Below are 13848 nucleotides of genomic sequence, written 5' to 3'. Positions count from 1 at the left end.
CACGGGGGCGGCGAGTCGTGGGACCTCGGTGGGCGCCGGGGCGGGACCGCTCGGCGTCGCGCCCGCGCGGCGCGGCGCGACCACGGCCTGGAGGCGCGGTGCCCGGCAGCCACGCGCCTCCCGTCCGTCAACGGGGCGCCCTGCCGGCCTGCGCCGCGCCCGGCTGGAGGGCGACGCGCCGGCTGGCGGCCGACGCGCCCGACCACGTTCGCCGGGGTCGCAGAATGTGTCGCTCTCGACTGTCCGAGGCGACACTCTGCGCGACCTCGGCGGCACGCACGCGGCGTGTCGTGCGACCTCGGCGATGCGTGCCCGCGCGTGTCGCCGTGCACGCACGCACCGCCACGCCGACGCGCCGTGGATGTGGGTGGTCGCGGTTAGGCTGTTCCCACACCGCAGCAGCTCCCGCGAACCGGAGGTTCCGTGTCGGATTCCGACTCCTTCGTCCACCTGCACGTGCACAGCGAGTACTCGATGCTCGACGGTGCCGCGCGTCTCGGCGACCTCGTGGCCGAGACGGCCGCGCAGGGCATGCCCGCCGTCGCCGTCACCGACCACGGCAACATGTTCGGCGCGTTCGAGTTCTGGAAGGCCGCCAAGGCCGGCGGCGTGAAGCCGATCATCGGGACCGAGGCGTACATCACGCCCCGCACGCACCGCTCCGACAAGACCCGCGTGCGCTGGGGCGACGGTGGTGGGGACGACGTGTCCGGTGCGGGTTCGTACACGCACATGACGATGTTCGCCGAGAACACGACGGGCATGCACAACCTGTTCCGTCTGTCGTCGAAGGCCTCGCTCGAGGGGTACTACTTCAAGCCCCGCATGGACATCGAGCTCCTGCAGGAGTACCACGAGGGCATCATCGCGACGACGGGCTGCCCCTCGGGGGAGATCCAGACGCGCCTGCGCCTCGGACAGTACGACGAGGCCGTCAAGGCAGCGGCGGACTACCGCGACATCTTCGGCAAGGAGAACTACTTCGCCGAGGTCATGGACCACGGGCTCGAGATCGAGCGGCGGATCATGAGCGACCTGATCCGCCTCGCGAAGGACCTCGGTATCCCGCTGGTCGGCACGAACGACCTCCACTACACGCACGCCCACGACGCGAAGTCGCACGCGGCGCTCCTCTGCGTGCAGTCCGGCGCGACGCTGAACGACCCCAACCGGTTCAAGTTCGACGCCGACGAGTTCTACCTGAAGACCCCGCAGCAGATGCGGCACCTCTTCCGCGACACTCCCGAGGCCTGCGACAACACGCTGCTCATCGCCGAGCGGTGCAACGTCGAGTTCGACACCGCCGCGAACTACATGCCGAAGTTCCCGGTGCCCGAGGGGGAGACCGAGCACTCCTGGTTCGAGAAGGAGGTCCGCGCGGGCCTCGAGTACCGCTACCCGAACGGCATCACGCCCGAGGTGCAGGAGCGCGCCGACTACGAGGTCGGCATCATCAACCAGATGGGCTTCCCGGGGTACTTCCTCGTGGTCGCCGACTTCATCAACTGGTCGAAGAACAACGGCATTCGTGTCGGCCCCGGCCGCGGTTCCGGCGCCGGCTCGATGGTGGCGTACGCGATGCGCATCACCGACCTCGACCCGATCCGGCACGGCCTGATCTTCGAGCGGTTCCTCAACCCCGACCGCGTCTCGATGCCCGACTTCGACGTCGACTTCGACGACCGGCGCCGCGGTGAGGCGATCAAGTACGTCACCGAGAAGTACGGCTCGGAGCGCGTCGCGCAGATCGTGACGTACGGCACGATCAAGGCGAAGCAGGCGCTGAAGGACTCCTCGCGCGTCCTCGGCTTCCCGTTCGGCATGGGCGAGAAGCTCACGAAGGCGATGCCGCCGCCCGTCATGGGCAAGGACATCCCGCTCACCGGGATCTTCGACAAGGACCACCCGCGCTACAAGGAAGCCGTGGACGTCCGCACCGTGGTCGAGACCGACCCCGAGGCGAAGACCGTCTTCGACACCGCGCTCGGGCTCGAGGGGCTGAAGCGCCAGTGGGGCGTGCACGCGGCCGGCGTCATCATGTCGAGCGACCCGCTGATCGACATCATCCCGATCATGAAGCGGGAGCAGGACGGCCAGATCGTCACGCAGTTCGACTACCCGGCAGCGGAGTCGCTCGGCCTGATCAAGATGGACTTCCTGGGGCTCCGCAACCTCACGATCATCAGTGACGCGCTCGACAACATCCGGACGAACCGGGGGATCGAGCTCGACCTCGAGACCATGGGCCTCGAGGACGACGACGCCTACAAGCTCCTGCAGCGCGGCGACACCCTCGGCGTGTTCCAGCTCGACGGCGGCCCGATGCGTGGCCTGCTCCGACTGATGAAGCCGGACAACTTCGAGGACATCTCCGCGCTCATCGCCCTGTACCGTCCGGGGCCGATGGGTGCGAACTCGCACACGAACTACGCGCTCCGCAAGAACGGCGAGCAGGCGATCACGCCGATCCACCCCGAGCTCGCCGAGCCCCTGGCCGACATCCTGGACCAGACCTACGGTCTGATCATCTACCAGGAGCAGGTCATGGCGATCGCGCAGAAGGTCGCCGGCTTCTCGCTCGGACAGGCGGACATCCTCCGCCGTGCGATGGGCAAGAAGAAGAAGTCCGAGCTGGACAAGCAGTTCGCCGGCTTCGAGCAGGGCATGAAGGACAACGGGTACTCCGACGCGGCGATCAAGACGCTGTGGGACATCCTGCTGCCGTTCTCCGACTACGCGTTCAACAAAGCGCACTCGGCGGCCTACGGCGTGGTCTCGTTCTGGACGGCATACCTCAAGGCGCACTACCCGGCCGAGTACATGGCGGCGCTCCTCACGAGCGTCGGGGACGCCCGCGACAAGCTCGCGCTGTACCTCAACGAGTGCCGGCGCATGGGCATCAAGGTCATGCCGCCGGACGTCAACGAGTCGATCGGCTTCTTCGCGGCCGTCGGTGACGACATCCGCTTCGGCATGGGCGCCATCCGCAACGTCGGCTTCAACGTGGTCGACGACATCGTGAAGGCCCGCACCGAGAAGGGCGCGTTCGAGTCGTTCCACGACTTCCTCCGCAAGATCCCGATCTCCTCGGCGAACAAGCGCACGGTCGAGTCCCTCATCAAGGCCGGTGCGTTCGACGAGTTCGGCAACACCCGGCGCTCCCTGGTCGAGATCCACGAGGGATCCGTCGAGTCCGCGGTGAAGGTCAAGCGCGACGAGGCGAACGGCAACGTCGGGTTCGACTTCGACTCGCTGTTCGCCGAGGTCGCCGAGGAGCAGCCGTCCGCCGCGCCGGTGTCGCAGGTGCCCGACCGACCGGAGTGGTCGAAGCGCGACAAGCTCGCGTTCGAGCGGGACATGCTCGGCCTCTACGTGTCCGACCACCCGCTGGCCGGCCTCGAGATCGAGCTCGCGAAGCACCAGTCGATCACCATCGCCGACCTCATCGCGGCCGACGACTCGGTCGAGGGCGAGACCGTCACGGTCGCGGGCCTCCTGACGAGCGTGCAGCACCGTGTGGCGAAGTCGTCGGGCAACCCGTACGGCATCGTGCAGATCGAGGACTTCGGCGGCGAGATCGGCGTCATGTTCCTCGGCAAGACCTACCAGGAGTTCGGCCCGTCCCTCGTGGCGGACTCCATCGTCGTGCTCCGTGGGCGGGTGAACGTCCGCGACGACGGCAAGGCCCTGCACGCGGTGAGCATGTTCCAGCCGAACGTGGGGGACGTCATGGGTTCCGGCCCGCTGACCCTCAGCCTGCCCGAGCGTCAGGCGACGACCGAGATCGTCACCGAGCTCGCGGCGGTGCTCGGACGGCACAGCGGTGCGACGGAGGTGCGGCTGAAGCTCCTCAAGGACGACGTCGCTCGGACGTTCGAGTTGCCGTTCCCGGTCAACCTGACGCCGGACCTCTTCGGCGAGCTGAAGAGCCTGCTCGGACCGCGCTGCCTGGTGTGACGTGACGCCTGACCGCCCCGACGCCGCCGTCCTGCGTGCGTTCGGGGTGGCCGGCGTCACTCCTGTCCGGCTGGACGGGGGCCGCGGGCTGACCTGGCGTGCGGGCGACGTCGTGCTCCGGCCCGACGACGGCGCCACGGTGACCGACTGGCGCGCGGAGGTCCTCGCGACGCTCGCGCACACCCCGGCGTTCCGCACATCCCGCCCCGTCGCGACGGCCGACGGCGCGTGGCGCTCCGGCGGCTGGGAAGCCTGGGAACACCTCGACGCCCGTGCCGACCCCTCCCGCGTCGAGGACGTCCTCGACGCCGGCCGCGCCTTCCACCGGGCGATCGCGCACCTCGAGCGGCCATCGTTCCTCGACGACAGCGCGTCGGAGCGTTCCGGCGACGCCTGGTCGCGTGCCGACCGGATGGCGTGGGGCGAGCTGCCGCTCCCGGCTGACCCGACGCTCGCCCGGCTCGCGCGGGCGTTCCGCCCCGTCGACCTGCCGTCGCAGCTCGTGCACGGCGACCTGCTCGGCAACGTCCTCTTCGCACCCGGCGCACCGCCCGCCGTCATCGACTGGCCGCCGTACTGGCGGCCCGCCGCCTTCGGGGAGGCCGTCGCCGTCGTCGACGCCGTGTGCTGGCACGGCAAGCCCACGGCCCGCATGCACACGCTCGGCCACGGCACGGCCGACTGGCCGCAACTGCTGGTCCGCGCCCTCGTGTTCCGCATCGCCACGCTGCACCTGCTGGGCGCGTGGGACGCGGCCGCGGCGGCGCACCACCGACCGGTGGTCGACGCGGTCACGTGACCAGCGATCGGACGGGAGGCGCGGTGCGGGCCCGCCACGGGCCTCCCGTCCGGCGACCGGCCGCCGGTCAGGCGACGAAGCCGTCAGGTGACGGATCGAGCGGCGCCGGTCGGTGTCAGGCCCCGCGGCCGATGATCCCGCGCAACCGCTGCGCGATCCGCGGGTTGCGCGCACCGAAGGTGAGCGCCGTGAGGCGACGGATCGACACCGTCGCACGGTGCACGAGGAGTCCCGTCGCCTCCGCGATGTCGGACACCGCGTGCCAGCGCGCGCGCAGTGCGGCCGCGTCGATCTCCGTCCCTGCGGTGGTGCGGACGAGGTTGAGGAGGTCCTCGCCGGTCGTCCAGGTCGTGCTGCGGTTCTCGAAGCGGCGCAGGATGCGGTCGATCGCGGACGCACGGTGGTTCGAGACGGCGTGCGACCAACGGACGTCCTGCGACACGGGGTCGACCAGGATCCACCGGGGTGCGTTCGCGTTCAAGGCCGAGAGCTGTCCGAAGGTCGTCAGCGCTCCGAGCGCGATGGCGACGTCGAAGATCTGTCGAGGGCGTCCGCCGACCGCGATCGCTGCGCCGGGGAACGCCTGACGCGCGGTCCGGAGCTGCGGCTTCGCGACGATGAGCGTCACGACGACGTCGTCGGGAGCCGCGGCGAGGATCTGGTCCGTGCGGTCGATGACGTTGCTGGTGAGCGCCTCGGGGAGGTGCAGTGCGACGCGGACCACGTCGTCGTCCGGCAGGAAGGCGTCGGCGAACACGTCGACCGCGTCCCGGTAGCGCGCGAGGAACAGGGCGACGGCGCCGGCGTAGAACGGGTACCGCTCGAGCAGGATGCGCTCGTGCTCGAGTCGCAGCGACGGGCCCCGGTCGCCGCTGAAGCTCGTCGACCCGGTGTGCAGGACGAGGGCGCGGTTCGCGAGGACGGACTGGAAACCGTACTCGTTGATGCGGAGGCAGAAGTCGTTCTCCTCGCCGTAGCCCGGCGAGAACACGTCGTCGAACAGGCCGAAGCGGTCGACCATCTCGCGGCGGATGAGGAAGCAGAAGCCCATCGCGACGGGGGAGACCGTGTACTGCGGCAGCAGGTACTTCGTGCGGCCGTGGAGCTCGCGGGTGCGTCGCGGTGCGAGGCTCGCCCGCGGGTTCCGCCGTGCGTACGGGTAGGAGGCGATCGTCGCGTTGTCGCTCCGCGCGCACACCACGCCGATCGAGTCGTCCGCCTGGAGGACGGCCGTCATCTCGTCGAGGAAGCCGGGCAGCGGCACGGTGTCGCTGTTCAGCAGCAGGACGTCGTTGCCGGTCTGGTCGAGTTCGAGCACGGCGCGGTTGCAGTTGCCGACGAAGCCGAGGTTCCGCGCGTTGCGCGTGTACTCGAAGCCGGCGTGGTCGCCCACGAGCTCCAGGACGCGGGCCTCGATCTTGTCGACCCGCGGGCCGACGTCGTTCGCGAGGAGCACCCGGTCGACGCTGAAGTCGACGGTCTCGAGCAGCGCCTCGATGCAGCGCTCGAGGCCCGGCAGGTCGTCGTAGACCGGGACGACGATGGTGACCGGCCGACGTGCCGCGCTCACCGGCGGACCAGCTTCCGGACCACGGCACCGGGCCGCGCCAGCATCCGGCCGACCGCACCGCTGCGGGTCCGCACGCGGTTCGCGAGGAGACCGACCGCGGCACGGGCGCTCGTCGCGCCGAGGGACGCGTACGCGCCGGGCAACTCGAACCAGTACCGCGCTGCCCGGGGGAGTCGGTAGCCCTCGGTGCCGACCAGGGCGGACAGGCGGGCGATCGCGGCCGCGTTGTCGTGGCCGGCACCGAGGACCGACGTGAGCCGGTCCCGGGCAGCCGCACCGTGCCTCCCGGCCGAGTCGGGGTCGGCTGCGTAGGCCGCCAGGGCGTCCGCGAGGGCCGTCGTGTCGTCCGCGTCGACGAGCATGCCGGTGACGCCGGGCTCGATGAGCTCGGCGCTGCCGCCGGTGCGGGTGGCGACCACGGGCTTGCCGAGCGTCATGTACTCGGCCGTGGTGCGACCGAACGCCTCGATGGTCGACGGCGTGACGCAGACGTCGGCCGCCTCGACGAACGGTGCCGGCGCGGCCTGCTCGCCGGCGAACACGACGCGGTCCGCGACGCCGAGCGAGCGGGCGCGGTCGGTCAGGCGCTGGTCCTCGCCGGGGTGCTTCCACCCGCCGACGAAGCAGACGCTCGCCGCGATGCCGCGCTCGTGCAACTGACCGAGGGCGTCGATGACGCGGTGCTGGCCCTTCGACTCCTCCACCCGGCCCACGACCGTGATCCGGAGCCCGGGCTCGGCCTGCGGGAACGGCGCGACCGCGGGGGCGTCCGACCGCGTGGCGAGCAGCCGCTCGGTGTCGACGGTCGGGTAGGCGATCGAGAGCTTCTCGTCCGGGATGTACTGCGCGAGGTGCGTGCGCATCGCCTCGGAGTTCGTGACGACGGCACCCGCCATGAGGCCGATGTCGCCGAGGACGCCCGCGCGTCCGGTCTGGAAGTGCAGGCCGTGGTCGAGGTCGCCGTACTCGCGGACGAACCACGCCTGGGGGATCCCGAGCACGGCGGCGGCGAAGGACGCCCACGGGGCGACGAGGGTGTTCGTGACGACGAGGTCGGGACGCTCTCGCTCGTACAGCCGGATGATCGCGTTCACGGCGGCGTAGTCGACCGTCGCGAAGGCCGCGCGTTCCGCGGCGGGGGCCGGCTGGGGGCTCGGGAGGGCCCAGCCGCGGTACCGGAACGCGGCGTACTCCCAGCCTCGCTCGTCGAGCGCGGCGGTGAACTTCCCGCGGGGGGCCTTCGTGACGAAGGTGGGACGCATCGACGGGTCGGCGGCCTGCCAGTCCTCGACGAACCTGAGCAGGCTCCGCTCTGCGCCCCCGAGGCTCACAGGCGCCGTCGAGTGATTGACGAAGCTGATGAGCACCGGGACAGCCTACGCGTTCACCGAGGGTTCTTCATGCAGTCACATGAACGGACTTGCAGGCGTGGCATCCAGGCTCGGGGTCGGGCTGTGCGAGAATACCTCGTCACCCTACCGATCAGGAGCGCGGTCGAACGCGCCCCGGAGGAGCCTTCGCCCCAAGCATGTCCTACCTGAACGAGCTCGTGTCGTCACGGGAACTCTTGGCGAACCTCACAGCACGAGAGGTGAAGGGCAAGTACCGCCGCACCGTCTTCGGTCAGCTGTGGTCGCTCATCAACCCGCTGGCGACGATGCTGATCTACACCATCGTCTACTCGTTCATCTTCCGGGCGCGGCTCGAGGTCGGTGACCCCAGCGGGCTCAACATCTACCCCCTCTGGCTCATGTGCGGTCTGCTGCCGTGGATCTTCGCCAGGAACGTCATCAACTCCGGCATGACCTCGATCGTGTCGAACGGGTCGCTGATCAAGAAGGTGTACTTCCCGCGGATGACGCTGCCGCTCGCGGCCGTCGGGTCCTTCGGGTTCACCTGGGTCGTCGAGATGGGCGTCCTGCTCATCGCCCTCGCGATCGCCGGCTCCAAGTTCTGGTTGTTCATCCCGCTCATCGCGCTCACGATGGTGTTCCTCGCGATGTTCGCCGCCGGCCTCGGGCTCATCCTGTCGATCGTCAACGTGCACTTCCGCGACATGCAGCACCTCGTCGGCATCGCCCTGCAGATGTGGATGTACCTGTCGCCGATCATCTACCCGCTGTCGCTCGTCGAGGATGCTGCGAACAAGGCCGGGCACCCGTGGATCATCCACGTCTACAAGCTCAACCCCATCGAGCGGTTCTCCGAGGTCTTCCGCAACCTCATGTACGACAACCGCCTCCCGAACTGGACCGACCTGGTCGCGTGCGCCATCGCAGGCTTCGCATCGCTCGCACTCGGCTACTTCGTGTTCTCCCGCAACGAGAAGAAGCTGGCTGAACTCCTGTGACCGATGCTGCAGTGTCCGTCGAACACGTCTCCAAGCGGTTCCGCATGTACCACGAGCGGAACGACTCGCTGAAGAGCATGGTGATGCGCGGGAAGAAGTCCGTGCACGAGGACTTCTGGGCCCTTAAGGACGTCTCGTTCGAGGTGCCGCACGGCACGACCTTTGGCCTCATCGGCAAGAACGGGTCGGGCAAGTCCACGCTCCTCAAGTGCCTCGCGAAGATCCTCTGGCCCGAGGAGGGCTCCATCACCGCCCGCGGCAAGCAGGCGTCGCTGCTCGAGGTCGGGTCCGGCTTCCACCCGGAGCTGTCCGGCCGTGAGAACGTCTTCCTCAACGGTTCGATCCTCGGGATGAGCCGCAAGGAGGTCGCGCGGAAGTTCGACGAGATCGTGTCGTTCTCCGGCGTCGGCCACTTCATCGACCAGCCCGTGAAGAACTACTCGTCGGGCATGTACGTGCGGCTCGGGTTCTCCGTGGCCGTCGCCGTGACGCCGGACATCCTGGTCGTGGACGAGGTGCTGGCCGTGGGGGACGCGACGTTCCAGAAGCGGTGCCGGACCAAGTTCAAGGAGATGAAGGAGGAGGGCCGCACGGTCATCCTCGTCTCCCACTCGATGAGCACGGTCAAGGACATGTGCGACGAGGTGGCTTGGCTCAACGAGGGCGAGCTGAAGATGATCGGCAAGACCGACGACGTCGTCAAGGCGTACAACGAAACCGTCTGAGCGCGAGCTCGACCGCAAGAGGGGACACCCGTGTCAGAGATGACGTCCGCCATGCCGCCGACGCAGCACCGTTTCAAGGTCGGCGCGGTGTTCGCCGTGTACAACGTCGCGCGATTCCTCCCGGACCTGCTCGCGTCACTCGAACGCCAGTCGTACCCGCTCCGGCAGACGCAGCTCGTCTTCGTCGACGACGGCTCGACCGACGACAGTCTCGCGATCCTTCGCGGGTGGGCCTCGGGGCGCGAAGACCACGTCGTGGTGACCACGCAGGCGAATGCATGGGTTGCGGCAGCCCGGAACACCGGTATCGAGCTGGTAGATGCCGAGTGGGTGACGTTCGCCGATCCCGACGATGTCTTCGATGACCGGTACTTCGAGGAAGTCGTGAAGTTCATCGATCTGCACGGAGCGCCCCGGGTCGGCATGCTCGCGACGCACCAGATGCGACTCAACGAAGGACAGGAGCTGCTGAACACCCATCCCTTGCGCATGAAGTTCGCGAAGGGTTCCCGGATCATCGACCTTGAGCAGGAGCCGGTCATCCAGCTCGCGGTGAACTCCGCGTTCTTCCGGCTCGACGACGTCCGAGCGCACGGGATCGAGTTCGACGGGCGGGTCCGTCCCGTCTTCGAGGACGCCCACTTCATCGGGCGGTACCTGCTCGCGACCGGGAAGAGCGACATCGGAGTCCTCGCCTCCGCGAAGTACCACTACCGGATGCGTGGCGACGGCACATCGTTGATGGAGACGCACTTCGACCACCCGGGCAAGTACACGGACGTTCTCCGTCACGGTGCCCTGGACCTGCTGGAGCGGGCGGAACGAGCCGGCTCCGTGCCCCGCTGGCTCGAGAACACCGTCCTCTACGACCTGTTCTGGTACTTCAAGAACGAGCGCGCGCTCAATTCTCCGTCTGCCCTCGCCCCGCCGACGACCTTCGATGAGTTCCACCGGCTCGTCGCGGCGATCCGCAGCAAGATCTCGGACGACGCAATCCATTCGTTCGACATCATGTGGGTCGAGTTCGCCGTCCGCCGGGCGCTGCTCGTTGGGTACTCCGGGGTGCCCGAACGGCCGACCTACGCGAAACTCGAGCGGGTCGACGAGGTCCGTCAGCACGTCAAGATCACCTATTGGTTCACTGGTGACCGTCCGACAGAGCGGATCGTCGTCGACGGGCGCGAAGGAGAGCCCGTCTACGCGAAGGATCAGGACTTCGTCTTCTACGGACGCACGGTGCTACGGCAGCGACACCTCTGGATCGAACGAGCGCGGCTCACGCGGTTGTGGGTGGATGGCCGTGTGGTCCCGTTCACGCGAGGTGAGCGGTACGAGCCGGACGAGGCGCTGACGCTCCGGCAGTTGAAGCCGCAGATCCTCGGGCAGCGCAAGCGACTCGAGAACAAGTGGGCGGATGTCGACACCCCGGCGACGCGGCACCTCCGTCGAGCGGCTGCAGCCGTGTACGGGAAGGCGCGGCGCGGGGTCTACAAGCGCAAGCTCGAAGACGCCATCCTCGGGGTCTCCGTTCGTGCAAAGAGCGTCCGCGATCGCTTCCAGGACGCCTGGGTGTTCATGGATCGCAACACCGACGCGAACGACAACGCGGAACACCTGTACCGATGGGTCCGGCATCACCACCCAGAGGTCAACGCCTGGTTCGTCCTCGACGAGAAGTCGAGGGATTGGGCACGACTCGAAGCCGAGGGCTTCCGCCTCGTCGCGCACAAGAGTCGTGATTGGCGGAAGCTCCTCCTCCACGCCAAGCACCTTGCCTCGTCACACATCGACGTCTACGTGGTGAGCCCGCTCGACCGCCGACGGTACGGCGAGCCGCGGTTCACGTTCACTTGGCTCCAGCACGGCGTGACCAATTACGACATCTCCCGCTGGGTGAACGCCAAGCCAGCCGAGCTCTTCGTGACGGTGACGCCGCAGGAGAAGCAGTCCATCGCGGGGGACGGGCCCTACACGTTCACCGAGCGTGAGGTCGTGATGACCGGTTTCCCTCGGCACGATGAACTCTTGCGGAAGCGCCGATCGACGGTGCCCGAGGACCAGGACCTCATCCTCATCATGCCGACCTGGCGGAAGAAGCTCGCTGGCGTCCAGGTTCCCGGCAGCAACGAGCGGTTGAAGAACCCGGCGTTCCTCGTGAGTGATTACGCCAAGCAGTACAACGCGCTCATCGGGTCAGAACGTGTCCGTGACCTAGCAGCGCGTACCGGGAAACGGGTCATCTTCATGCCGCACCCGAACATGCAGCCTTACCTGCCCGACTTCGACATCCCAGCATGGGTCGATGTTTGGGACTTCGCGACGAAGAACGTCCAGGACGTTCTTGCGAGGGCCGCGGCGTTGGTCACCGACTACTCATCCCTAGGCTTCGAGGCGGCGTTCCTCGACGTGCCGCTGGTGTACTTCCAGTTCGATGCAGCCTCTTTCTTCGACGGGACGCACGTCGGCCGCAGGGGGTACTTCGATTACGCCCGGGACGGCTTCGGACCCGTCGCGGAAGACGTCCCGGGGGTGGAAGCGGCTCTCGAGCAGATCGGCGCTGCCGACTACACCTCGGCCCCGGTGCACCAGGCACGCACCAGGGAGGCGTTCGTCACGCGCGACGAGCACAACTGCGAACGGGTGTTCCGTGCGATGCAGGCACTCGACGGCGGTCCGCGCATCGACGAGCCGACTGGAACGCGGAGCGCCGTCGGAGCAGCCTGACCTACCTCAGCGGACGAGGGGTACGTGCACGACGGCCTCGATCATGTTGTGGTCCGACGGTACGACCGGCGTGCCCGGGTTCCAGTTGTTGACGAACTCGTCGCTCCCCTGGAACCCCTGCGTGAGGATGTAGTCGATCCGCTGGCCGTCCTTGTTCGGGTCGTCGGCCTGCTGGCTCGCCGGCTTGTAGTCGTTGTAGGTGGCCTTTGCAGTGCCGTACCGGTGCTGCGATGCCGACGAGTCGTAGAAGCCTCCTCGGATGAGGGTCGGCTGGGCTCCGTCGGTTGCGTCCTCGGGGTATCGGTTGTCGTTCAGGTCTCCGCCGAGGACCACCGGCAGGCGCTTGCCGTTCGCGTCCGGTGGGTTGACCCGGTTCAGAGCGCTGAGGAGCTGGGCCGAGTTCTGTCCCAGCAACGTCTTGCGAGCCTGCGAGTACGAACCGTTCGGGATGCCGTAGTGCGCGGCGACCACGATGAAGGTCGTTCCAGAGCCGTCCTTCGATTGCAGCTTGGCCCACGGCGTGTTCGTGTCGGGAGCAGACGACGCCGGGTACACCTCGTAGTCCTTGATCCCGGTGAGCACACCGTGAGCGAGGACGGAGTACTTCGCCGGGTTGTAGAGGATGCGATTGCCCTGGTGCGACTTGCTCACGGTCATCGGGGCGTCGTCCACCAGCTGCAGATCGGGAAGCCTCCGATCGAGGTCCACGTACGCCTGGCTCGACCCGCTGCCGTTCGAGTACCCGCTCGCCTCGAGCACCGTCAGCACGTCGGGGTCCTTCGCGTTGATGGTGCTCGCGATCGCCGGAGCCCGCGTTGTCCAGCCGGGGGCACCGGGCTTCTCGCACCCGGAGCACATCACGTTGTAGCTCGCCACGTGGACGACTGTGTCCGAGGAGACCGGCTTCGCCGGGATCGGCCAGGCGCTGACCTGGGTGGACTTCCGGACGTAGGACGAGTCGAAGTAGGTGTTCCTCGCCATCGCCCGCACGTAGATCGGGTTCCCGTAGGCGACCGAGGTGAGGTCGCCGTCCGACGCGGGCAGAGTCCAAGTGCGAGTCGCCGGGTCGAACGCCGACGACCAGGAAGTGAAGTGCGGCGTCCAGCGGTCCGGGGTACGGTTCTCGTTCGCGCCGGCGGACCATCTGACCTGGTAGTCGCTCGCATTCGCGACTTCCGGGATCGACACCGACACGGCGTTCTCAGCTGGCTTCGCGCTGATCGTGCCGAATGTCGACACAGCGTTCGGTTGGAGCTTCGTCGTGACCGTCTTCGCCCACGCCCCCGCAGTCGAACCGTTCTTCGCCGCCACCGTGACGTAGTACGTCGCAGCGGGCTGCAGCTTCGTTATCCAGGCACCGACCGTCGTCGTGTCCTTGTAGATCGGGCTGCCGAGGTCTGAACGAGTCGACCACTTCACGACGTAGCTCGTGGCGTTGGAGACCCCCTTCCACGTCACCTTGACGCTCTTGCCAGCCCAGTCCTGCGTGCTCTTCGTCACACCGGTCACCTGGGCGGGTTTCGTTGCCGCGGCGGCTGGTGCTGCCGCGGCGAGCACGATCGCGACGATGGCGAAGGCGCTGATGGCAGCACCGCGGATTGTCCGATGACGGGACATGTCGACCCCCTGACCTGGTCCTGCGTCGACGCTAGACCGTGACGACTGTCCGCGGTACCCGCAGAACGGGGGACGACCGAAGTGCCCTCCATGACAGTTCAATGAC

The 13848-nt window shown here is 68.0% G+C and carries 8 protein-coding genes; 5 read left to right on the top strand and 3 right to left on the bottom strand.

Going from position 1 to position 13848, the window contains the following annotated elements; genetic code table 11:
- The first annotated feature begins 423 nt into the window (after positions 1-423).
- Positions 424-3957, top strand: coding sequence for a DNA polymerase III subunit alpha (gene dnaE / locus QPJ90_RS15805; RefSeq protein ID WP_290132095.1), 3534 nt, complete (start codon positions 424-426; stop codon positions 3955-3957).
- 1 nt (position 3958) lies between these two features.
- Positions 3959-4756, top strand: coding sequence for a hypothetical protein (locus tag QPJ90_RS15800; RefSeq protein ID WP_290132094.1), 798 nt, complete (start codon positions 3959-3961; stop codon positions 4754-4756).
- Between the two features lie 115 nt (positions 4757-4871).
- Here the strand turns inward: QPJ90_RS15800 and QPJ90_RS15795 are convergent, their stop codons facing one another.
- Together QPJ90_RS15795 and QPJ90_RS15790 are read right to left on the bottom strand one after the other, a co-directional pair.
- Complete coding sequence (locus QPJ90_RS15795; protein WP_290132093.1) at positions 4872-6326, bottom strand: glycosyltransferase family 2 protein; 1455 nt, start codon at positions 6324-6326, stop codon at positions 4872-4874.
- Entirely contained in the window at positions 6323-7693 is a 1371-nt protein-coding gene (locus QPJ90_RS15790) for a glycosyltransferase (RefSeq protein ID WP_290132092.1), read from the bottom strand. Before QPJ90_RS15790 ends, QPJ90_RS15795 begins: the two co-directional genes overlap by 4 nt.
- Before the next feature lie 161 nt (positions 7694-7854).
- On the opposite strand from QPJ90_RS15790, the gene QPJ90_RS15785 reads away from it, so the two are divergent.
- From QPJ90_RS15785 to QPJ90_RS15775, 3 genes are read left to right on the top strand one after another with little or no spacing between them, the layout of a single operon-like run.
- Positions 7855-8676, top strand: a complete 822-nt coding sequence (locus QPJ90_RS15785) for an ABC transporter permease (RefSeq protein WP_290132091.1) — start codon at positions 7855-7857, stop codon at positions 8674-8676.
- Between the two features lie 11 nt (positions 8677-8687).
- Entirely contained in the window at positions 8688-9401 is a 714-nt protein-coding gene (locus tag QPJ90_RS15780; RefSeq protein ID WP_290132090.1) for an ABC transporter ATP-binding protein, read from the top strand.
- 39 nt (positions 9402-9440) lie between these two features.
- Positions 9441-12125 (top strand): CDP-glycerol glycerophosphotransferase family protein, encoded by a 2685-nt coding sequence (locus QPJ90_RS15775; protein WP_290134255.1) that lies wholly within the window; start codon positions 9441-9443, stop codon positions 12123-12125.
- 6 nt (positions 12126-12131) lie between these two features.
- Here QPJ90_RS15775 and QPJ90_RS15770 read toward each other — a convergent pair whose 3' ends face one another.
- Positions 12132-13742, bottom strand: coding sequence for a hypothetical protein (locus tag QPJ90_RS15770; protein WP_290132089.1), 1611 nt, complete (start codon positions 13740-13742; stop codon positions 12132-12134).
- Positions 13743-13848: the final 106 nt, after the last annotated feature.

The sequence above is a fragment of the Curtobacterium sp. 458 genome, from assembly GCF_030406605.1.
Taxonomy (GTDB): Bacteria; Actinomycetota; Actinomycetes; order Actinomycetales; family Microbacteriaceae; genus Curtobacterium.
The sequence above is the reverse complement of the archived record's forward strand: the minus strand, read 5'-3'. Positions and strand labels throughout refer to the sequence as shown.